General features: G+C 67.6%; 19 protein-coding genes. 11 read left to right on the forward strand and 8 right to left on the reverse strand.

What is annotated here, in order from left to right; genetic code table 11:
• The first annotated feature begins 19 nt into the window (after positions 1 to 19).
• The 3 genes from QTH97_RS03660 to panC all read left to right on the forward strand — a co-directional run bounded on the left by QTH97_RS03660 (position 20) and on the right by panC (position 2,707).
• Positions 20 to 790 (forward strand): bestrophin-like domain, encoded by a 771-nt coding sequence (locus QTH97_RS03660; protein ID WP_286566686.1) that lies wholly within the window; start codon positions 20 to 22, stop codon positions 788 to 790.
• Positions 791 to 933: 143 nt separating this feature from the next.
• Complete coding sequence (gene panB / locus QTH97_RS03665; protein WP_286566688.1) at positions 934 to 1,818, forward strand: 3-methyl-2-oxobutanoate hydroxymethyltransferase; 885 nt, start codon at positions 934 to 936, stop codon at positions 1,816 to 1,818.
• A 52-nt stretch (positions 1,819 to 1,870) separates the two neighbouring features.
• Positions 1,871 to 2,707: a pantoate--beta-alanine ligase gene (gene panC, locus QTH97_RS03670; protein ID WP_286566689.1), complete on the forward strand. Its 837-nt coding sequence runs from the start codon at positions 1,871 to 1,873 to the stop codon at positions 2,705 to 2,707.
• A 25-nt stretch (positions 2,708 to 2,732) separates the two neighbouring features.
• Here panC and nadA read toward each other — a convergent pair whose 3' ends face one another.
• From nadA to QTH97_RS03685, 3 genes are all read right to left on the reverse strand, one after another.
• Positions 2,733 to 3,857: a quinolinate synthase NadA gene (nadA, locus tag QTH97_RS03675; RefSeq protein WP_286566690.1), complete on the reverse strand. Its 1,125-nt coding sequence runs from the start codon at positions 3,855 to 3,857 to the stop codon at positions 2,733 to 2,735.
• A gap of 3 nt (positions 3,858 to 3,860) precedes the next feature.
• The gene (gene nadC, locus QTH97_RS03680) at positions 3,861 to 4,736 is read right to left on the reverse strand and encodes a carboxylating nicotinate-nucleotide diphosphorylase (protein ID WP_286567092.1); all 876 of its coding nucleotides are present in this window, start codon (positions 4,734 to 4,736) and stop codon (positions 3,861 to 3,863) included.
• A gap of 200 nt (positions 4,737 to 4,936) precedes the next feature.
• A complete protein-coding gene (locus QTH97_RS03685; RefSeq protein WP_286566691.1) occupies positions 4,937 to 5,320 on the reverse strand; it encodes a hypothetical protein in 384 nt (127 codons plus the stop codon).
• Positions 5,321 to 5,409: 89 nt separating this feature from the next.
• Here QTH97_RS03685 and QTH97_RS03690 point away from each other — a divergent pair, with 89 nt between their 5' ends.
• From QTH97_RS03690 to QTH97_RS03700, 3 genes are read left to right on the forward strand one after another with little or no spacing between them, the layout of a single operon-like run.
• Positions 5,410 to 6,291 carry a S1C family serine protease gene (locus QTH97_RS03690; RefSeq protein WP_286566692.1) on the forward strand — a complete coding sequence of 294 codons (882 nt, stop codon included), beginning with the start codon at positions 5,410 to 5,412 and terminating at the stop codon, positions 6,289 to 6,291.
• Positions 6,288 to 6,665 carry a response regulator transcription factor gene (locus QTH97_RS03695; RefSeq protein ID WP_286566693.1) on the forward strand — a complete coding sequence of 126 codons (378 nt, stop codon included), beginning with the start codon at positions 6,288 to 6,290 and terminating at the stop codon, positions 6,663 to 6,665. Before QTH97_RS03690 ends, QTH97_RS03695 begins: the two co-directional genes overlap by 4 nt.
• Before the next feature lie 7 nt (positions 6,666 to 6,672).
• Positions 6,673 to 7,656 (forward strand): S1C family serine protease, encoded by a 984-nt coding sequence (locus QTH97_RS03700; protein ID WP_286566694.1) that lies wholly within the window; start codon positions 6,673 to 6,675, stop codon positions 7,654 to 7,656.
• Here the strand turns inward: QTH97_RS03700 and QTH97_RS03705 are convergent.
• From QTH97_RS03705 to imuA, 3 genes are read right to left on the reverse strand one after another with little or no spacing between them, the layout of a single operon-like run.
• Positions 7,653 to 11,021: an error-prone DNA polymerase gene (locus QTH97_RS03705; protein ID WP_286566695.1), complete on the reverse strand. Its 3,369-nt coding sequence runs from the start codon at positions 11,019 to 11,021 to the stop codon at positions 7,653 to 7,655. The genes QTH97_RS03700 and QTH97_RS03705 overlap by 4 nt on opposite strands.
• The gene (locus tag QTH97_RS03710) at positions 11,014 to 12,357 is read right to left on the reverse strand and encodes a Y-family DNA polymerase (protein ID WP_286566696.1); all 1,344 of its coding nucleotides are present in this window, start codon (positions 12,355 to 12,357) and stop codon (positions 11,014 to 11,016) included. The genes QTH97_RS03705 and QTH97_RS03710 overlap by 8 nt, the downstream gene beginning before the upstream one ends.
• A complete protein-coding gene (gene imuA / locus QTH97_RS03715) occupies positions 12,323 to 13,126 on the reverse strand; it encodes a translesion DNA synthesis-associated protein ImuA (protein ID WP_286566697.1) in 804 nt (267 codons plus the stop codon). Before imuA ends, QTH97_RS03710 begins: the two co-directional genes overlap by 35 nt.
• A 137-nt stretch (positions 13,127 to 13,263) precedes the next feature.
• On the opposite strand from imuA, the gene QTH97_RS03720 reads away from it, so the two are divergent.
• Entirely contained in the window at positions 13,264 to 13,419 is a 156-nt protein-coding gene (locus tag QTH97_RS03720; protein WP_286566698.1) for an XRE family transcriptional regulator, read from the forward strand.
• 2 nt (positions 13,420 to 13,421) lie between these two features.
• Positions 13,422 to 14,369 carry an aldo/keto reductase gene (locus QTH97_RS03725; protein ID WP_286566699.1) on the forward strand — a complete coding sequence of 316 codons (948 nt, stop codon included), beginning with the start codon at positions 13,422 to 13,424 and terminating at the stop codon, positions 14,367 to 14,369.
• Positions 14,370 to 14,376: 7 nt separating this feature from the next.
• Here the strand turns inward: QTH97_RS03725 and QTH97_RS03730 are convergent, their stop codons facing one another.
• Together QTH97_RS03730 and QTH97_RS03735 are read right to left on the reverse strand one after the other, a co-directional pair.
• On the reverse strand, positions 14,377 to 15,255 hold the full coding sequence (locus QTH97_RS03730; protein ID WP_286566700.1) for an alpha/beta fold hydrolase: 879 nt from the start codon (positions 15,253 to 15,255) through the stop codon (positions 14,377 to 14,379).
• Positions 15,256 to 15,282: 27 nt separating this feature from the next.
• On the reverse strand, positions 15,283 to 16,110 hold the full coding sequence (locus QTH97_RS03735; RefSeq protein ID WP_286566701.1) for a DODA-type extradiol aromatic ring-opening family dioxygenase: 828 nt from the start codon (positions 16,108 to 16,110) through the stop codon (positions 15,283 to 15,285).
• Between the two features lie 91 nt (positions 16,111 to 16,201).
• Between QTH97_RS03735 and QTH97_RS03740 the strand changes: the two genes are divergently transcribed.
• The 3 genes from QTH97_RS03740 (at position 16,202) to QTH97_RS03750 (ending at position 20,746) form a co-directional block, all read left to right on the forward strand.
• Positions 16,202 to 17,104 carry a LysR family transcriptional regulator gene (locus QTH97_RS03740; RefSeq protein ID WP_286566703.1) on the forward strand — a complete coding sequence of 301 codons (903 nt, stop codon included), beginning with the start codon at positions 16,202 to 16,204 and terminating at the stop codon, positions 17,102 to 17,104.
• A 62-nt stretch (positions 17,105 to 17,166) separates the two neighbouring features.
• Positions 17,167 to 19,038 carry an ABC transporter ATP-binding protein gene (locus QTH97_RS03745; protein ID WP_286566704.1) on the forward strand — a complete coding sequence of 624 codons (1,872 nt, stop codon included), beginning with the start codon at positions 17,167 to 17,169 and terminating at the stop codon, positions 19,036 to 19,038.
• A gap of 334 nt (positions 19,039 to 19,372) precedes the next feature.
• Entirely contained in the window at positions 19,373 to 20,746 is a 1,374-nt protein-coding gene (locus QTH97_RS03750; protein WP_286566705.1) for a DUF2868 domain-containing protein, read from the forward strand.
• Positions 20,747 to 20,748 lie beyond the last annotated feature (2 nt).

Below are 20,748 nucleotides of genomic sequence, written 5' to 3' on the forward strand. Positions count from 1 at the left end.
TTCGTGCCGGGTTCATCCAATGCTCTCCTACATCGTCGCCAGTCTCGTTTTCGTTCTGACCCTGGGCGGGTTCTGGCTGGGCGTTCGCCTGTCGACGCTGCTTCCGGAGCACCACCTGGTGAGCGATGCACGCGATTCCGCAAAGGTCGGCATCGGAATGCTGGCCACCCTGCTGGCGTTGGTGCTGGGCCTCATGATCACGTCCGCGAAGCGATCGTTCGATGAGCGCGAGGCAGAGCTGATCCAGCTCTCCACGTCGATCGTGCTGCTGGATCGCGCGCTCGTGGGGTTCGGGGAGGAGACCCGAGCCGCTCGATACCAGTTGCATGGCATCCTGAATCGGATCGTCCAGCTTACCGAGCGACAGCGCCACAAGGATCCACGGTTGGAGGGTGTGAGGTACTCCGAAGACCTGCGCGCGATCACACGGCTTCAGCAGACGGTTCTGTCCATGTTGCCGCGCAATGAATCCCAGAAGTGGTACCAGTCACGCGCGATGCAGTTGTCCTCCGATATCGCGCAGAGCCGCGTGCTGACCGCAGAGCGCGAGGACAGTTCGGTCCCTACCGCCTTGCTGGTGATCGTATGCGGATGGGTGGTGGTCATCTACGTAGGACTGGGAGCGTTCATGGTCATCAACAGAAGCGTGAACGTTGCCCTGGCCATCTGTGCACTGGCCTTTGCGTGTTCGATCTTCATCATCCTTGAGCTGGATACGCCCTTTTCCGGAGTCGTGGGGGTATCGAACAAGTCCGTGCTTCGCGCCCAGGCGGAGCTGGCGACCAACTAGCCGGGTTCGTGCCGATCCGAAACGCCGCCGTCCATTTGGACGATGCTACAGTCCGCGCGCTTCCCTCCGCCATGGCTGTCTTCCGACAGCTCAGGCGGCATCCGAGCGTGTCGATCAGCCGGTATTCACTTCGAGCCATCAACATGTCAACTATCCCCGCCAGGGACTCGGCAAGTCCCTATGGCACGTTGCCACCCGCCTCGCCGCCGTCCCTACGCAAGCCACTGAGCCTTCCGCGCCTCGCAGACATGCACGCGCGCGGCGAGAAGATCACGATGCTGACCGCCTACGACGCGACCTTTGCCGCGATGGCGGACGCCGCAGGTGTGGAATGCCTGCTCGTGGGCGACTCGCTCGGCATGGTCTGCCAGGGACTCCACAGTACCGTCGGCGTCACGCTGGAAACCATGCGCTATCACACCGAAAGCGTGTCGCGCGGACTGCGCCGCGTACAAGGCACCGCATGGCTCATCGCCGACCTTCCCTTCGGAAGCTACCAGGAGTCGCGTGAACAGGCTTTGCGCAGCGCCACGGTGTTGATGCAGGCCGGCGCCCACATGGTGAAGCTGGAAGGGGGTGGCTGGACCGCCGACATCGTGCGCTTCCTGGTCGAGCGCGGACTTCCGGTGTGCGCGCACCTCGGCCTCACGCCCCAGACGGTGCACGCCCTGGGCGGCTACCGCGTGCAGGGCAAGGAGACCGAGGCAGCCGAATTGCTGCGCCGGCACGCGCTCGAACTGCAGGACGCAGGCGCGGCGATGCTGGTGTTGGAAATGGTGCCCGCCTCGCTCGCCGCCACGCTCACGCAAGAACTCAAGCGATGCGCAACCATCGGCATTGGCGCCGGACGCGCAACGGCGGGCCAGGTGCTCGTCTTGCACGACATGCTGGGCATCAACCTCGGCAAGATGCCGAAGTTCGTGCGCAACTTCATGGCCGAGAGCGGCGGCATCGCCCAGGCAATCCAAGCGTATGTGCGTGCCGTGAAGGACGGAAGTTTTCCGGACGACGCACTGCACGCCTGGTAGCGCGCCCTCTCCCGCTTTCCTTCGTTCCCATTCAACGATCACGGTCCATCCCATGTACATCGCACGCACCATCGCCGAGTTGCGCGAACACCTTGGCGCCTATCGCCGTCCCGCCTTCGTTCCCACCATGGGCAATCTGCACGACGGCCACCTCGACCTCGTGCGCCGCGCAAAGCCGCTGGGGGACGCCACGGTGGTCAGCATCTTCGTCAATCGGCTCCAGTTCCTGCCCCACGAGGATTTTGATACCTACCCCCGCACCTGGGACAGCGATTGCGAAAAGCTGCGCGCGACAGGCTGCGACGTGCTGTTCGCGCCCGACGAAAAGGCCCTGTACCCCGAGCCGCAAACCTGCAAGGTGCATCCCGACCCTGTGCTGGCCAACATTCTCGAAGGCCACTTCCGCCCCGGTTTTTTCATCGGGGTCTGCACGGTGGTGATGAAGCTCTTCTCGTGCGTGCAACCGGCCACGGCCCTGTTCGGCAAGAAGGACTACCAGCAACTCATGATCATCCGGCACATGGTGCGCCAGTTCGCTCTGCCGATCGAGATCGTGGGCGTCGAGACGCTGCGCGCCACAGACGGCCTCGCGCTGTCTTCGCGCAACGGCTATCTGAGCGAGACGGAGCGCGCGGAGTCGGTGCAACTCTCGAAGGCGCTGCAAGCCATGGCCGAGGCGGTTCGCTCAGGCGAGCGCGATCTCCAGGCCGTCGAGACGCGCGCGATGGAGGCCCTCGGGAAGCGCGGCTGGCAACCCGATTACCTGGTGCTTCGGCGACGTTCCGACTTGCAGGCACCTTCGCCCGGCGATCCGCTGGTCGCGCTCGCCGCAGCTCGCCTGGGCGCGACGCGGCTGATCGACAACCTCGAGATCGACACGCAGAGCTGATCGGCGTCCGGCGCGGCCTGGGTCTTCAGGCTGCGCCGATGCCCGCGACCATGGCGCCGGCCGCCCGCACGCTCTTGAGCCTCGCGGTGAAGTCGAGCATGCGATCGATCGGCACGCGTGCGCGCAGGCCCAGCGCCGGATCGACGTGGACTTCGCCGGCGCCTGTTTCCAGCACGCGCGCCACGTCCGCGAGCCCGTTCATGGCCATCCACGGACAGTGTGCGCAACTCTTGCATGTGGCACCGTTGCCCGAAGTAGGTGCGGCGATGAAGGTCTTGCCCGGATTGAGCGTGCGCAGCTTGTGCAGCATGCCGGTGTCGGTCGCGACGATGAATTCCGTCGCATCCATCCCTTGCGCAGCACTCAGGATGGCCGAGGTGGACCCCACCGCATCGGCCAGCGCGATCACGTCGGCCGGTGATTCGGGGTGCACGAGCACGCGGGCCCCGGGGTGCTCCTTCTTCAGCAATTCGAGCTCCAACGCCTTGAACTCGTCATGCACGATGCAAGCGCCCTGCCAGCTCACCATGTCGGCCCCGGTTTCGCGGCGGATGTAGTCGCCCAGGTGCTGGTCCGGCGCCCACAGGATCTTCTGTCCTTGGGCCGTCAGGGCTCGCACCACGTCGAGCGCGCAGCCCGATGTCACCAGCCAGTCGGCTCGCGCTTTCACCGCGGCGCTGGTGTTGGCGTAGACGACCACCGTGCGATCCGGATGTTGGTCGCAAAAGGCGCTGAAGGCATCGACAGGGCAGCCGAGGTCCAGCGAGCAGGTCGCGTCCAGGTCAGGCATCAGCACGCGCTTTTCGGGCGAGAGGATCTTGGCGGTCTCGCCCATGAAGCGCACGCCCGAAACGACCAGCGTCTGTGCGGCGTGGTCCCGGCCGAAGCGCGCCATTTCGAGCGAGTCGCTCACCAGGCCGCCGGTCTCTTCGGCCAGGTCCTGCAGATCGGGGTGCACGTAGTAGTGCGACACCATCACCGCATTGCGCTCGCGCAGCAGCCTGCGGATGCGATCCTTCAAGGCGCCACGTTCAGCCGCCGTGGGCTCGGCCGGCACGCGCGCCCAGGCCTGCCGGGTATCGCATGAGGAACCGCTCCCGGCGGTCGCAATGGGTTGGGCGTAATCAACGCCGATCAGTGAGTGCGCCATCGCTCAGTCCTCCAGGAAGCGCATCGAGAAATCGATGGCCTTGACGTCCTTGGTGAGGGCTCCGACCGAGATGCGGTCCACACCGGTTTCGGCCAGCGCGCGAATACTGTCCAACGTGACCCCGCCCGAGATCTCGAGCACGGCGCGCGCATCGCCCGCCGCATCGTTGCGGCGCACGGCTTCACGCAACGTGGGCAGATCCATGTTGTCCAGCAGGACCATGCGGGCGCCGTTGGCCAGCGCCTCGTCCAGTTGGGCGAGGGTTTCGACCTCGATCTCGACGAACTTCGCCTGCGCGGCGACCTCAGCTGCCGCACGCAGCGCCGCGCTCACGCCGCCGGCGGCCGCAATGTGGTTCTCCTTGATCAGGATCGCGTCATAGAGGCCGATTCGATGGTTCGTGCCACCACCAGTGCGCACGGCGTACTTCTGCGCCAGCCGCAGGCCTGGCAAAGTCTTGCGTGTGTCGACGATCCGGGCGCGCGTACCGCGCACCGCATCGACGTACGCGGCGGTGCGTGTCGCCACGGCACTGAGCAGTTGCAGGAAATTGAGCGCGGTCCGTTCGGCGCTCAGCAGGCTGCGCGCGTCACCGGCGAGTTCGAGCACGGGCTGGTCGGCGGTGCAGTGCTCGCCCTCCGCGCAGTGCCATGTCAAACGCGCTTGCGGGTCCAGTTGCCGCACAACGGCTTCGACCCAAGGGGCGCCGCACAGCACGGCCGCCTCGCGCGTGCGCACGTGCGCCGTGGCCCGCCGCTGCGGCGCCACCAATCCGGCAGTGAGATCCTGATCGCCCACATCCTCCTGCAAGGCCCGGCGCGCATCCGTGCTCGCCAGTTCGGCCACGCTGGCCCTGGAAAAATCGAAAAAGCTGGTCATGTGTCGTGAGTCGCGAAAGCCGCTCCCTTGTCTTGGTGGGCACCATTTTGACGGCACTCGAAAGTGGCGGAGCCGTGCGTTTCTGCGGCGCCGCCTCTCGCAGCGGTTCGGACAACGATCGCAAACGTGCTCTGCGCGAATGAGTTCGGCGAAGGCGTCCGGGGAAACGATGCCAGCACGGAAACGGTTTCGATTGGCGCTCAGATGGCCCGCCACGAATCCAGGCAGTGAGCCGCGAGCGCTGTGACCCAGAAGGCCTCGGCCGGATCAAAGGCCAACCCGAACAGGGGACTGACGAGAAAACCCGCCCTCTCGAACGCTGACGGATCATTCGCGCGCACGAAGGAAGAAAGTGCGGAGAACGGCACCGATACGTTGCCGATATGCACGACTGGCGCGGGCATCGTGATCTCTTCAAGCCTCCCGCAGTCCTGAAAGCGGAAGACCACCGATTCATAGTCCAGCTCGTTGAGTCCGATGCCGTTCCGGCAGGTTCTTGCGGGCACGCCTCGCATGCTCACGACCTCGTCCCTGGAGGCCGAGAACGGCGTTTCGTCGACGCGGACAAAAGGTTCGAGCTTCATGGGAGCAGCCAGTATGCCCACCCTGCCCATCCGGGCAGTAGCGCCAGCCCCTTGTGCCTCCACACAATGAAGCCATCTAAGGAGCTCCCATGGCCGACACGATGTCCTCACCTCTGGAACAACTGTCCACGGCAATGGCCGACGCGGTGGCGACCGCAGCCGGCAGCGTCGTGGCGGTGCACACCGGGCGCTCGCGCTCCAGCGGATTCGCCTGGCGCGAGGGGCTGGTCGTCACCTGCGACGAGGCGCTGCCTGACGACGCGGACGTGTCGCTCTGCCTGCCGAGCGGGGCGAGCGCCAGCGCGAAGCTCGTCGGTCGGGATGCCGGCACTGACATCGCCCTCCTGCGCATCGAAGGCCACGCGCTCTCCCCGATCGCGTTCGAAGCAGCGCCGGTGCGTGCGGGCTCCGTCGCGCTCGCGATCGGGTCGCTCGCGGGCACGCCTGTCGCGGCGGCGGGCGTGGTCTCGCTGTCGGGCCCCGCCTGGCGCAGCCTGCGCGGTGGCGAGATCGACGCGCGGATCGAACTCGGACTGACCCTGCGGCGCATCGCCGAAGGCGGACTGGCGGTGGACGCGCAGGGCCGGGCCATCGGCATGAGCGTGTTCGGGCCGCGCCGGCGTGTGCTTGTCATTCCGGGCGCGACGATCGACCGCGTCGCGGCGCACCTCGCCGCGCACGGGCGGGTACCGCGAGGCTATCTGGGCGTCGGGCTCCAGCCGGTGAAGCTCGAGCCCGAGGGCATCGGAGCGATGATCATGGCCATCGACCGCGACGGACCCGCCGCGAACGCAGGCCTGCACCAGGGTGACGTGATCGTGGCCTGGAACGGCGAGCCCGTGCGCAGCGTGCAGGCGCTGCTGCGAGCGCTGGGCCCGGCGAGCGTCGGCACCGTCGTGACGCTGTCGCTGCGGCGCGCCGGCGAGCCCGTCGAGGCGAAGATCACGATGGGTGAAAGGCCGGCCGATTGAAGAAGACGGACGCCACGGAGCCGATCGTGATCGCGGTCGATATCGCCGACGCGGAGTTGTCGGAACGCCTGCTCGCGTCGCTGTCGGACGTGCCCGGACTGCGTGTCGCGCAACGCGGCGAGCCGGCCGATGTGGTGGTGGTTCCGGCGGATGCCTTGTCCGCCGCAGACGCCGATACGGCACTGACCCGGCGCGAGCTCGAAGTCCTGGTGTTGATGGCCGAAGGCGCATCCAACAAGGCCATCGCGCGGCGGCTGGGCATTTCGGTGCACACCGCAAAGTTCCATGTCGGCTCCCTGCTCGACAAGCTGGATGCCACCGGCCGCACGGATGCGGTGGCGCAGGCGGTGCGGCAGGGTGTCATCCATCTTTGAGAAAACCATGTTCGACGATCCCGCCCCCTCTCCCTTCATCGAAGGCAGTGCGTCCGAGCAGAACCAGGACTCACTCGTCGACGCCTATTCGCACGCGGTCGCGACGGTGGCCGACAGCGTCGGACCGGCCGTGGTGCGTGTGCAGAGCGGCACGCCCGGCCGGCGCGGCGGCCTGGGCTCGGGCGTGGTCATCGCCGGCGACGGGCTGGTGCTCACCAACAGCCACGTCGTTGGCGGCGCGCGCCGCGTGCGCATCGGGCTCGCGGAGGCCGGCGACAGGGAAGCCGAGTTGCTCGGCGATGACCCCGCCACCGATCTCGCGCTGCTGCGTGTGGAGCTTCCGCGCGGCGCGGCCACCGCCACGCTCGGCGATTCGAAGATGCTCAAGCGCGGCCACCTGGTCGTGGGCATCGGCAATCCGCTCGGCTTCGAGTCGACCATCACGGCGGGCATCGTGTCGGCGCTGGGCCGATCGTTGCGATCGCAAAGCGGGCACCTGATCGACGATGTGATCCAGACCGATGCGGCACTCAACCCGGGCAACTCGGGCGGCGCGCTCGTGGCTGCGTCCGGGCAGGTGGTGGGCATCAACACGGCCATGATCGCTGGCGCGCAAGGGCTTGCGTTCGCGGTGTCGAGCAACACGGCGCGCTTCGTGATCGGCGAGTTCATCGCGCATGGCCGGGTGCGGCGCGCGCACCTGGGCATCGCGGCGCAGACGGTGCCGCTGCCACGGCGCGTGGCGCTGGCCGTTCATTCGGGCGCCAACGCCGTGCGTGTCGGCGAAGTGCAAGCGGGCGGCGCGGCGGACCTGGCGGGCCTGCGCGTGGGCGACATCCTCATTGCGCTGGACGACGTGGTCGTGGCGGGCGCGGACGACCTGCTGCGCCTGCTTGGCGCGGAGCGCATCGGTCGGCCTGTCGAGGTATCGCTGCTGCGCGATGGCCGTCTCGTCACGCGGACGGTGACGGCGCAGGAACGGCCCGCCTAGTGAAAATCCCGGCTCTTGGTGGCCTGCGCCAAGCGCCCCAGCAGCGGTGTGAGGTCCTTGAACCCGGTCGCCACCAAGTGCCGCACCTCGCCCCCGCTGTCCACATCGCGTTGCCACGTGCCCTGCACCGCCAGCAGGGTCGACTTGAGCAGCGGTTCGCGCCAGGCCTCGATCACGTGGCTCCAGACGATCACGTTGACGTTGCCGGTCTCGTCCTCGAGCGTGACGAAGATGGTGCCCTTGGCCGTCTGCGGGCGCTGGCGCCCCCTGACCATCCCGCAGGCGCGCACCGTCTGGCCGCTGGGCAGCGAGCGCAGTTGTTCCGCGCTCATCAGATTCATGCGGGCCAGCCGCGGACGCAGCAATGCGAGGGGATGGCGGCGCAACGTGAGGCCCAGCGAGACGTAGTCGCCGAGGATCTCCTCGCCCTCGGGCGCGGCGGGCAGTTGCAACGCGGGCTCGTCGATGGGCACGCCCTTGAGCAAGGCGGGCGCTCGGCGTTGGGCGGTGGCGTCCCACACCTGCTGGCGGCGATGGCCCGAGAGCGACATCAGCGCATCGGCGGCGGCCAGCGCGGCCATGTCCTTGGCGTCGAGTTCGGCGCGCAGTGCGAGGTCTTCGGTGCTGGTGAAGGGCGCCTGCGTGCGTGCCGCAAGAAGACGGTTGGCGCCGGCCTCGCTGAGGCTTGACACCAGCCTCAGGCCGAGCCGCACGGCGGGCGGGTCCGGATTGCCCAGACGCCCGGCATGGCGCGCATCGGTGCCAGGCGGCATGCGCATCGCATCGGGCGCACGGGCTTCGAGGCTGCTGTCGAATTCGCTCGCAGTGACGTCGACCGGCCGCACCTCGACGCCATGGCGCCGCGCGTCCTGCACGAGTTGCGAAGGGCTGTAGAAACCCATCGGCTGCGAATCGAGCAGCGCCGCCAGGAAGCAGGCAGGCTCGTGGCGCTTGAGCCAACTGCTGACGCAAACCAGCAGCGCGAAGCTCGCGGCATGGCTCTCGGGGAAGCCGTAGTCGCCGAAGCCCATCACCTGCTTGAAGATCGCTTCGGCAAAGGCGGGCTTGTACCCTTTGCGAACCATGCCGTTCACAAGCTTGTCATGGAACTTCCCGAGACCACCCTTGCGTTTCCATGCGGCCATCGCGCGGCGCAATTGATCGGCTTCGTCGGCGGTGAAATCGGCCGCGACCATGGCAATCTGCATCACCTGCTCCTGGAAGATCGGCACACCCAGGGTGCGCTCCAGCGCGGGTCGCAGTTCGTCCTTCTCGTAGTGGATGGAGAGCCCCTTGCGCACCCGCTCGCGCTGCTTGAGGTAGGGGTGCACCATGCCGCCCTGGATCGGCCCTGGACGCACGATCGCCACCTCGATCACCAGGTCTTCGTAAGTGCGCGGCTTCAGGCGCGGCAGCATCGACATCTGCGCCCTGCTCTCGATCTGGAACACGCCAACGGTGTCGGCGTCGCAGATCATGTCGAACACTTCCCCGTCGTCGTTGGGAATCTGATGCATCTGCAGGGTGGTTCCCCGCCAGCGGTTCATGAGTTCGAGCCCTCGGCGGATGGCACTGAGCATGCCGAGCGCGAGCACGTCGACCTTGAGCATGCCCATGGCTTCGAGGTCGTCTTTTTCCCATTGGATGACGGAGCGGTCCTTCATCGACGCCTTTTCCACCGGCACCAGGCGCGTGAGCCGCGTATGGGTGAGCACGAAGCCGCCGACGTGCTGGCTCAGGTGGCGCGGAAACCCCTTGAGCTCGCATGTGAGGTCGATCCACTGCTGCAGCTTGAGCGGGTCCTCGTTCACCTCCGCGCGCGCGGCCGCTGCGTTCAGTTGCTCGCCGAGCACGGTCTCGTCGAACCAGTAGTGGTCCTTGGCGAATTCGTCGATCAGCCGCGCGTCGATGCCGAGCGCCTTGCCCACGTCGCGCAGTGCGCTGCGCGATCGGTAGCAGATCACGACCGCTGCGATGGCGGCCCGCTCGCGGCCGTATTTCTCGTAGATGTACTGGATGACCTCTTCGCGCCGCTGGTGCTCGAAGTCGACGTCGATGTCGGGTGGCTCTTGGCGGTGGCGACTCAGGAAACGCTCGAACAGCAGGTGGCCCTTGTCGGGCGCGATCGCGGTGATGCCCAGGCAATAGCAGACCGCCGAGTTGGCCGAGGAGCCGCGGCCCTGGCAAAGGATCTTTTGCTTGCGGGCGAAGCGCACGATGTCCTCGACCGTGAGGAAGAACATCTCGTACTCGAGTTCGAGGATCAACTGAAGCTCGCGCTGCACCTGGCGGCAGACCTTCTCGGGGATGCCCGACGCATACCGTTCGAGCGGGTAGCGCTGGAGTGCACCCTCCCAGGTCTTGCGCACCAGCGTCTGCGCAGGCGTCTCCCCGTTTCCCACGCTTTCGAGCGGGTATTTGTAGTTGTCCCGGATCACCTCGGGATCGAAGCGGCAGCGCTCCGCCACGCGGAGCGTGTTCGCGAGCATCTCGTCGGTGTAGAGCCCGGCCAGCCGAACGCGCTGCCGCAGGTGCCGCTCGGCGTTGGACTGCAGCGCGAAGCCGCACTCGGCCACTGTCCTGCCTTCACGCACGGCGGTGAGCACGTCCTGCAACGGCTTGCGCGCGCGTGCATGCATGTGCACATCGCCGGCTGCCACGAGCGGCACGCAGGCCCGTTCGCCCGCCTCGACCAGCGTGACGAACCAGAGGTCGTCGTCGAGTTCGTTGAGCATCTCGACAGCCAGCCAGAGGTTGCCGCCGAACAGCGTCCTGGCCGCGACCAGGTCTTCGTGCAGCGTGGCTGCATCGACCGCACTGCCGATCGATCGGTCAGGCACGAACAGGATCTGGCAATGCTGCAGCGAGGCCACGTCGCTGTCTTCCCAGCTCACGCGGTATTCGCCCTTGGGCAGTTCGGTATTGCGCGCGGCGGTGATGAACTCGCACAGGTTGCCCCAGCCTTCGGTGTCGTCAGCGATGACGACGAGCCTGAAGCGCTCGAAGCGGAACTCGCTGCCGAACAGCAGGCGGAAGTCCGGATGGCGCGGGATCGGCGGCTCGTCAGGGTGCTCGCGCTCGTGGACATCGAGCTTCGCGGGCAGTTCACGCAGGCCGACATGCGCGCGCACCACGCCGGCCACGGAGCATTCGTCGGTGATCGCGAGGGCCGCATAACCGAGGTGGTAGGCGCGCTCCACCAGTTCCTCGGGCGCGGACGCGCCGCGCTGGAAACTGAAGTTCGTGAGGCAATGGAGTTCCGCATAACCGGGGAGGCCGGGCACGGGCGTCGCTTGCCGCTTCGGCAACGCGTGCATCGCGGCGAGCGTGAGCGCTCGGATCTTCTTGTCGCTGAGTTCAGGCATAGAGACCTTGCAGGTACCAGCGCACTTCATCCGAAGCAAAGGAGGTCGCCGGGCGCTCGCGGAAGATCCACACCAGGCCGGCTTCGGGACTCTCCGCGACGTAGTAGTCGCGCACGGCGGGCCGGCCGCCGTCTACCACCCCACCCCACCAGCCGGCCTCGATCCGCTGCGGACCGATCAATCGGCGCAGCGGCCCTCGGTAGCAGGGACGCTCCCCATCCATATCGAGCCGCAAAGGCTCGGGCAGGAGCCACGCAGGGTAGATGGCATCAGGCTGCGACGGCGATGCGGCAACCGGCTTGTCTGTCTTCACCCGGCCTTTGCTCTGCAAGGCGGGTTGCCACGCCTGCGTGCGCTCCGGCCGGTGATCGGCTTGCGCCACGGGCACGAGCACTTGCTGCGGACCGAGCCGCGCGCTGAGCCGCTCGACCATTTCATGGAGCCTGTCGCCCTTGCGGTTGTCCTCGGGCAGGAAGCTCGCACTGGCACCAGTCCAGGGATCGGTTTCGAGCGAACGCAGCCGCAACCAGCTTGCGGGTGCGGCGAGCGTGGTGAGCGCCAGTTTCTCGGATATCAGGCGGCGCAGGTGCGCCATGTCCTGCGTGGCCTCGGCAGTGCGCACGGTGATGTGCTGGTGCGGCGGCAGGTTCACACCGTTGAGGCGCTTCAAATCGAGCGTCCATTGCAGTTCGAGCGCGCGCGCTCCGCGCTGCCGGACGCGCAGCCAGATCTGCAGCGCCGACAGCAGGCGATTGGCCGACCACATGAGCTCGGGTGCGCCTTCGGCCAGTGCTGGCAGTTCGAGCTTCTGCTCGAACACGTCGGGCAACGTGAGCCAGCGATGGCTTTCAGGCCTGAGGCCGTAGGCTGCATCGAGCGCCGTGCGCAGTTCCTTTCCGAAGCGCCGCGTGAGACCGCCGCGCGGCAGGGCAGCCACATCGCCCCAGGTACGACAGCCGAGATGCGCCAGCACGTCGAGGTGATCGCGCGCGGCACTCAGCGTGTCGAGCGGCAGGTTGGACGGCACATCGGGCGGGGGCTGTTCGCCACGCGCGAACATCCGCAGCCGCGCAAGCGCGATCAGGCACGTTGCGCCCTGCGCCTGCTGCACGCGCACAGGTGCGGGATTGAGGCTCGCGATCTGCCGCATCAGGCCCAGCCGCCCGCCCCACAGCCGCTCGCAGGCCGACACCTCGAGCAGCAGGGCCTCATCGACCCAGGCGACGCGCGGAGTGAACTGGAGGGCCCACCACCCCAGCGCCTCGTCGGAAGGCATCGGCGGCATGGGCATATCCGTCGCCTCAGGCGGCAGCCAGCGCAACGCGATCCAGTGCATGTCGTTTTCCTTGGTGGAGATCGAGGCGCACTACCGTGGCTGTGTGGTTGCTGGCCTGCGGCACGCCTTCCTGCCGATGGCGCAACTTGCGCCGGAGCCGGCTTGCCGCCAACAGCGCGGCCATGCGTTCGCTGCATGCCGGCAGTTGGATGGGCGAGGCCAAGGGCGGGCCACGGCGCTTGAGGATGTGGACGTCGAGCTGTGACCTGTCTTCCTCGCAGAGCGCCACCTGCAGGCGCAAGCGGGCCGGCGATGTGGAAGACGCCGACGCCGCGGGCCGGAGCACGAACAGCAGGGAGTCGTGCTGCGCCGCCGCGAGTTGCAGCCGCCGCAGATCGCCCACGCGCGCCTGCGGCAGCCATGCCAGCACGGCGGCCACGTCGGCACAACGCAGCGCCTGTTCGCACGCCCAGAGCCGTGCGGCGGCAGCCTCGCTGCGAATCCACAGCAAGGACTCGACCGGCAGCCCGTGCGCCGCCAGCGAGGGGCCGAAGGGTTCGTGGGGCGCACCGATCAGCGCCACCGGCCCCGTACCGCCCCGCACCGCTTGCGCCAGGGCCGGCAACAGCAGTTGCCACGAATGCGCGTCGGGTTCGGACTGCAGCAGCTCGGTCATCGCCCCGACCGGCCAGCCGCCACCGGGCAGTTGCGCGTCGAGCGCGGCGTGGCCGCTCCCGATGATCTGCGCATCGGCCATGCCCAGCGCATCCCCGCGCCAGACCTTGTGCCGCGCGGAGGGTGAAAAGGAGTCGAAGGAAGGGAGGCCCATAGTGATCGGATAACTGTATTTTTATACAGTATTTTGGGCCGGCGGCAGCGAATTTTCTTACCCCTTCGTTGCGTGTGCCTTGCAGGCAGCTTGCTCTTGTCCGAGCGAACTCCCTCAGAATTCATCAAGGACCACTCATGACCCTCGCCGCGCCCCCTTACGCCAACGCCTGGGATGCGATCTCCGAGACTGATCTGCTGCGAGGCCGCGTGTCGCGCTTCTCGCTTGACGCGCTGGTCAATATCGCGACCGCCATCGGCCAACGCGTCCAGGTCGAACTCACCACCGCCTGATCATGCGGAGCGACCGCGCATCGCATGAAGGCCCGACCCGCAGCCAATTGCTGCGCCTGAGCGCAGCGCTTTCGCTCTCCGCCGCCTGGCCTTTCCGCGCATCCGCCCAGAATCCGGGAGCCGTCCGCATGAACACCCGCCCCATCCCCTCCACCCGCGAAGCCCTGCCTGTGGTCGGTTGCGGCACCTGGATCGGCTTCGACGTCGCGGCTGGCAGCGCGGAGTACCAGCGACTGCCGGGCGTGCTCGACGCGCTGTTCGCCTCCGGCGGCACGGTGATCGACAGCTCGCCGATGTACGGCCGCGCCGAAGCCGTGACCGGAGATCTCCTGGCGGCATCGAACCAGCGGGCCAAGGCCTTCCTCGCCACCAAGGTGTGGACCAGCGGCCGCGATGCCGGCATCGCGCAGATGGAACAGTCCTTCGCGCGCCTGCGAACCGACAGGATCGAGCTGATGCAGGTGCACAACCTCGTCGACTGGCGTACGCACCTCAAGACCTTGCGCGGCTGGAAGGACAAGGGCCGCGTGCGCTACGTCGGCATCACGCACTACACCGCCTCCGCATATGCCGAGGTCGAGGCGGCGCTGCGCGCGGAGAAGCTCGACTTCCTGCAGATCAACTACTCGTTCGACGAGCGCGAAGCGGCGCAGCGCCTGCTGCCGCTGGCGGCCGAACGCGGTGTCGCGGTCATCGTCAACATGCCCTTCGGCGGCGGCGGGCTGCTGCGCCGGCTGCGCGACAAGCCCCTGCCCGCCTGGGCCGGCGAGATCGGCTGCACGAGTTGGGCGCAGGTGCTGATCAAGTTCGTGCTCAGCCATCCCGCCGTGACTTGCACGATTCCCGGCACGAGCCGGCCCGAGCACATGGCGGACAACGCCGCGGCCGGCGCCGGCCCCGTGCCGGAGGCCGCCTTCTGGCGCCGCAAGGACGTTTCGCTGCCGCTCTAGCGTCGAGTCAGGAGAGAAAGCGCAGCAGGTGCGCGTTGACTTCATCCGCGCGCTCGAACTGCACCCAGTGCCCGGCACCGTCGATCACCACGCCCTGGCGCCGCGGATGGCCGGCGGCGAGTTGCGCGACCAGCGGGCGCGAATCGGCCGTGACGTCGTGCTCGCCCCAGAGCAGGAGCTGCGGCCCACCGATGGCATCCAGCGCCACTTGCAGGCCGCCCGCAAGCGAGATCTCCTTGCTGCGAAAGCGCGTGCCATGGCAGGAGATGTCGTGGATCGCAAAGGCCAGCGCGTCGATGGCCGCCCTGTCATGCAACATCAGCGCAGCGAGGTTGTGCAGCAGTGCCGCGCGCTCCTGGTCGCGGTCCTCGGCGGCACGCCAGTTGATCATCTCCACCGTCATGCGGCGCAAGGTCCCGTGGCCGCCGCTGCCCATCAAGGCCAGCCGGCGGATACTGCCGCGTCGCGCGCCGAACTTGGCAGCCACCAGGCCGCCGAACGAGAAGCCGCCGAGATCGATCTCGGTCCGGGCGCCGATCAGGCCGTCCAGCGTTCCGGCCAGCGCGTCGAGCAAAGGGTCCACCGCCGCCCGGTCGGACGCCGGCTTCGGCGGCGTATCGGAATCGTGGAAGCCCGGCATGTCGGGCAGCCACAGCGTGTGCGTGGCCGACAGCGCCTCGACGTTGCGCAACCAGTGCATCCAACTGCCGTGACCGCCGTGCAGCAACACCAGTGGCGGGTGCGAATCGTCGTTGCCGAAGCGGCGCCAACGGATGCGTACGCCGCCATGCTCGGCGTCGTGATGGGTGGACAGCGCATCGATGCGCGCGATCAGGCGGAGCGCGTCGGCTTCCGCCTGGGGATCGAAGGTCGAGAAATAGGGCACCGGCACATTGTGCCGCGCACCGACGCTTCAGGCCCCCGCCGCGGCGCCGAAGCGGAAGCTCGACACGGCGATGCCGCCCATGAAGGCCTGCTCGTGGTAAATGCGCTTCCCGGCCTCGCCTTCGGCCGCACCCACCGCGACCATCAGCGGAATCAGGTGCTCTTCGCGCGGATGCGCGATGCGGGCCGCCGGCGCCGTCGACCACTCCAGCAATCGTTCGACCCGCTGTGCCGGGGTGGCGCCGACCACCGCGTCGTCGAGCCAGTCGTCGAACGCCTTCGATACGTCGCGCGCCTGCGGGCCGAATGCGCGCAGATTGTGATAGCTCAGGCCGCTGCCGACGATCAGCACGTTCTCGTCGCGCAAGGGCGCGATGGCCCGACCCAGCGCGATGTGTTCGGCAGGATCGAGTCCGCGCCGCAGCGAGAGTTGCACGACCGGCACGTCGGCCTTCGGATAGATCGCGGCCATCGGCGAGAAGGTGCCGTGGTCGAATCCACGCTCGGCATCCAACTGCGCGGGCAGGCCCGCGGCCTCGATCAGCATCTGCACCCGTCGCGCGAGTTCGGGCGAACCGGGCGCGTCGTAGCGCACGCGGTAGGTGTGCTCGGGAAAGCCGCCGTAGTCATAGATCATCGGCGGGCGCGGGTTGCCCATCACCGTGAAGGCGGACTCCTCCCAGTGCGCCGAGATCATCAGGATCGCAGCCGGTGTACGGCCGATCTGGCGCGGCATGTCGGCCAGCGAGGCTTCGAGCTGGTCGTAGGCGTGGCCCATCTCCTTTTTCATCCAGGGCCAGGGGCCGCCGCCATGGGAAATGAAATAGGTCGGAAGGGTCGCAAGTTGTGTGCTCATGGAATGCTCTTTGGCCTTCAGTCTAGAGATTTCCACTGAAGAAATCGATACGCTAGGATTCATCGATTCATTTCTCCACAGGAAACCATGCATGGACCGCCTGACCAGTCTTCGCGTGTTCAGGGAAGTGGTGGAAGCCGGCAGCTTCGTCGCGGCATCCGAGCGCCTCGGAATCTCGGCGCCCATGGCCAGCAAGCATGTGGCGCAACTCGAGAAATCGCTGGGTGCTCGTCTGCTGCATCGCTCGAGCCGGCATCTGAGCCTCACGGAAGCCGGCCAGGCCTGGTACGAACAAAGCCGCCGCGCGCTCGATCTGCTCGATGCGGCCGAGGCCGCCATCGGCCAGAGGAACGAGACGCCGCGCGGCCAACTCAAGATCAGCGCGCCCGTGTGGTGTGCCACGCCGCGCTTCGCCCGCGTGCTGGCCGGCTACCGAGAGCGTTGCCCCGAAGTGCTGGTCGACATGCACCTGGAGAACCGGAAGGTCGACCTTGCCGCCGATGGCTACGACCTGGCGCTGCGCGCGACGCAGGAGCCCTCTCCCGCGCTGATCGCGCGGCCGCTTTGCCGGCTCCAGTTTCATCTCGTGGCGGCGGCGGACTACGTCGCGCAGGCCGGCGTGCCCGCATTGCCCGCGGACCTCACCAAGCTCGGCGCCATCGTGCCGAGCTACGTGACGCTTGAAGGCCTTGCGCTGAAAGGACCCGACGGGCGCCAGGCGCCGCTGCGTCTGCAGCCCGTGATGAAGTCCGACGACACCACCCTCACCTTGCATGCAGTGCGGGCGGGCATCGGCATGTCCTTCCTTCCCGAATGGCTGGTCGACGATGATCTGGCGCAGGGGCGGCTGGTGCGCCTGGTGCCCGAGTACGCAGCGCCGCCGGTGACGCTGTTCGCGGTCTACACCAGCCGGCAATACATGGCGCCGAAGTTGCGCAGCTTCATCGACTTTCTCGGCGAGCAATTGGGTGGAAGCAGGCCGGCCCGTCCATAACCTTTTCTGCGCGGATCGCCCCGCCCGCCGGTACAGTGGCGCCTCACTGGAGACAGCCCGCCTTGTTCCGTTTCTTCGAAAAACTGCTTCACCCGTATCCGCCCGTCGAGCCCACGCCGCCGCCGCACGGGCTCTTCGCATTTCTCTGGGCCTGCACCCGCGGGCTGCGGGCCACGATCGCGGCGATGGCCTTGCTCACGGCCGCGATGTCGGCCTTCGAGGCGCTGCTGTTCGCCATGCTGGGACGCATCGTCGACTGGCTCGGCGGCCAGGAGCCGTCGCACTTGTGGGAGGACCGCGGAACCACGCTGATGTGGCTCGGGTTCGCCCTGCTCGCGAGCATCGGCGTGGTGGCATTGCAGACGATCGTCAAGCACCAGACGCTGGCCGCGAACCTGCCGATGCGGCTGCGCTGGAACTTCCACCGGCTCATGCTGGGCCAGAGCATGGCCTTCTACCAGGACGAGTTCGCGGGTCGCATCACCGCCAAGGTCATGCAGACCGCCCTGGCGGTGCGCGACACGATTTTCGTGCTGGCCGATGTGCTGGTGGCGATGGGCGTCTACGTCGCCACCATGATCGTGCTCGCCGGCGTCCTCGACAAGCAACTCATGCTGCCTTTCCTCGTCTGGATGGCGCTCTACATCGCCTCGCTGATCTTCTTCGTGCCGCGTCTCGGCAAGGTCGGCAAGGCCCAGGCCGACGCCCGCGCGCTGATGACCGGCCGCGTGACCGACGCCTACACCAACATCGCGACCGTCAAGCTCTTCTCGCACACGCAGCGCGAGGCAGGCTTCGCGCGCGCGGCGATGAAGGAATTCATGCAGACCGGCTACGGCCAGATGCGGCTGGTGAGCGCCTTCGAGATCGTGAACCACACGCTGAGCATGGGCCTGACCGCCGGCATGGCGGGCATGGCGCTATGGCTCTGGTCGCAGGGCTCGGTCGGCGTCGGCGCGGTGGCCGCGGCCACCGCCATGGCACTCCGACTGCAAGGCATGTCGCACTGGATCATGTGGGAGATGACCAGCCTGTTCGAGAACATCGGCACGGTGCAGGACGGCATGAAGACACTGTCGCGCCCACGCACGGTGCTCGACGCGCCGGACGCGGCCACGCTCTCGGTGCCGCGCGGCGAGGTGCGCTTCGAGCGCGCGAGCTTCCGCTACGGCGACGGGGCACGGCGCGTGATCGACGACCTGACGCTCACCGTCGCGCCCGGCGAGAAGATCGGCCTGGTGGGCCGCTCCGGCGCAGGCAAGTCGACGCTGGTGAACCTGCTGCTGCGCTTTCATGACCTGGACAGCGGCCGCATCCTCGTCGACGGCCAGGACATCGCTCACGTCACGCAGGACAGCCTGCGCGCCCACATCGGCATGGTCACGCAGGACACCTCGCTCATGCACCGCTCGGTCGCCGACAACATCGCCTACGGCAAGCCCGACGCGAGCGACGTGGCCATCCGCGCCGCGGCCGCGCGCGCCGAAGCACACGATTTCATCGAGACACTCGGCGACCCGAACGGACGCCGCGGCTACCAGGCGCACGTGGGCGAGCGCGGCGTCAAGCTCTCCGGCGGGCAACGCCAGCGCGTGGCCATCGCGCGGGTGATGCTGAAGGACGCGCCGATCCTGCTGCTCGACGAGGCGACGAGCGCGCTCGACTCCGAGGTCGAGGCCGCGATCCAGGCCAGCCTCTACCGCCTGATGGAAGGCAAGACGGTGATCGCGATTGCGCACCGTCTGTCGACGATCGCGGCCATGGACCGGCTGATCGTGCTTGACGAAGGCCGCGTGGTCGAGGAAGGCGATCACAAGACGTTGTTGGCGAAGGGCGGGCTGTACGCACGGCTGTGGGCCCACCAGAGCGGCGGCTTCCTGGGGGACGGCAGCGACGCGGAAGACGACGCGGTGGCGGAGGCGTCTACTGTCTGACTTGCGAGTCCTACAGTGCGCGGTGACACCCGCCGACATCGTAGGCCCTGCCGGACGGGCATTCTGGATTCGTCTTCAACAAAGAGGAGTTTCCACCGTGAATTCCATCATTTATATCGTCGGTCTGGTCGTGGTCGTTGTCGCCGTCCTCTCGTTCTTCGGTCTTCGCTGAGAACACCCCTTCCTCTTTCCTATCCCCGGCCACGGGGTTGACGGGGCCGCTGAGCGGCCCCGTTTTTCATGGGTGATCGGCCAACTTGGCACGGGCATAATTTCGCGCTCCCCTCCGGTGCGCCGGCATGTCTCCGTGTTGTAAAGGAAGCCGTTGAACCCCGTGGCGCACCCCTCTCCGTTCCAGGACGCGACGATCACCGAGGCGGTGCAACTGGTCGAGGAAACCGGCCCGCTCGACGACACGCAAGCCATGCGAGAGGCGATGAGCCTTCAGCAGGACCCGGTCCGGCGCATCGTCGAACGTGCGCGGGTTCTCGGGCAGCGCATCGGCCTGGAGAGCGAATGGGCACGGGCACGCTCATGGTCTCCGTGGGTCTTGCTTGGCCTGGTGGCAGTCATCGTCATCGCGGGCCTCACACTCGCCGGCAATGTCCTTGGCGGAAGCGACCGCCAGATCAATGTCGTGGTCGCGCTGGCGAGCCTCCTGGGTCTGCACCTGATCACGCTGGCCTTGTGGCTGGGCGGGCTGTTCGTTTCGCCGGGATCGGTCAATGCCTCCTTCGGCTGGCTCTGGTTGACGCTCACGGCGCGCGTGGCGGGCGGGCGGCGTGGACAGGCGCCGGTGCTGCTTCGCGCCGTGACCCGGTTGCTGAACCGCGCGCGATTGCTGCCCTGGGCGCTGGGCTTCGTGAGCCATGCGATCTGGACGCTGTCGTTTGCGGTGGTACTCGCGGCCATGCTCTTCGCACTCGCCTTCCGCAACTACACGTTGAGCTGGGAGACCACGATCCTCGAGCCCGACTTCTTCGTGCGCAGCGTGCAGCTTCTCGGGCGCGCGCCCGCGTGCCTGGGTTTCCCGGTTCCCGATGCGCAGGCGGTGCTATCGCCATTGGCCGCCGCGCCGAGCCAGCGTGCCTGGGCGTTGTGGCTCACGGGCTGCATCGTGGTCTATGGCTTGCTGCCGCGCGTGGCCTTCGTCCTGCTCTGCGCGGCGGTCTGGCAAATGCGCAAGAAGGCCTTGCGGCCCGACCTGTCGCAGCCCTACTTCCGCAAGTTGCTCGCGCGCTTCGATGCGCTCGCGCCACCGCACATCGTCGACGCGGATCCCGGCCACCTGCCGCACCTTGCGCCTCACCGACTGGCAGCAGGCGACACCACCGACTCGCTGATGGCCGTCGGATTCGAGCTGCCCGATGAACTCCCCTGGCCGCCGGCTGCGCTCGACATGCTCGGCGCGCAGGCGGTGCGCATAGACGGCTCCGCCAGCGCCCGGCGCGGACTGCTCGACACGCTGGCCCGCGTGCGCCCCCGCCGCGTGCTGGTCGGCTGCCACGCGGCATCCAGCCCGGACCGCGGTACCGAACGCTTTCTGCGCGAGGTCATGGCCCTGAGCGGCGAGTGCCGACTGTGGCTGTTCGGCACGGCCGCCGACGACACCGCGCGCCAGCGCTGGCACGCCTGGCTTGGCGAAGCCGGACTCGACGGGCTGCAAGCCGGCGATGCGCTGGAACCCATGCTGCACGGCTGGACCTGAGC

It is taken from the genome of Variovorax gracilis, from assembly GCF_030317115.1.
GTDB lineage: Bacteria > Pseudomonadota > Gammaproteobacteria > Burkholderiales > Burkholderiaceae_C > Variovorax > Variovorax gracilis.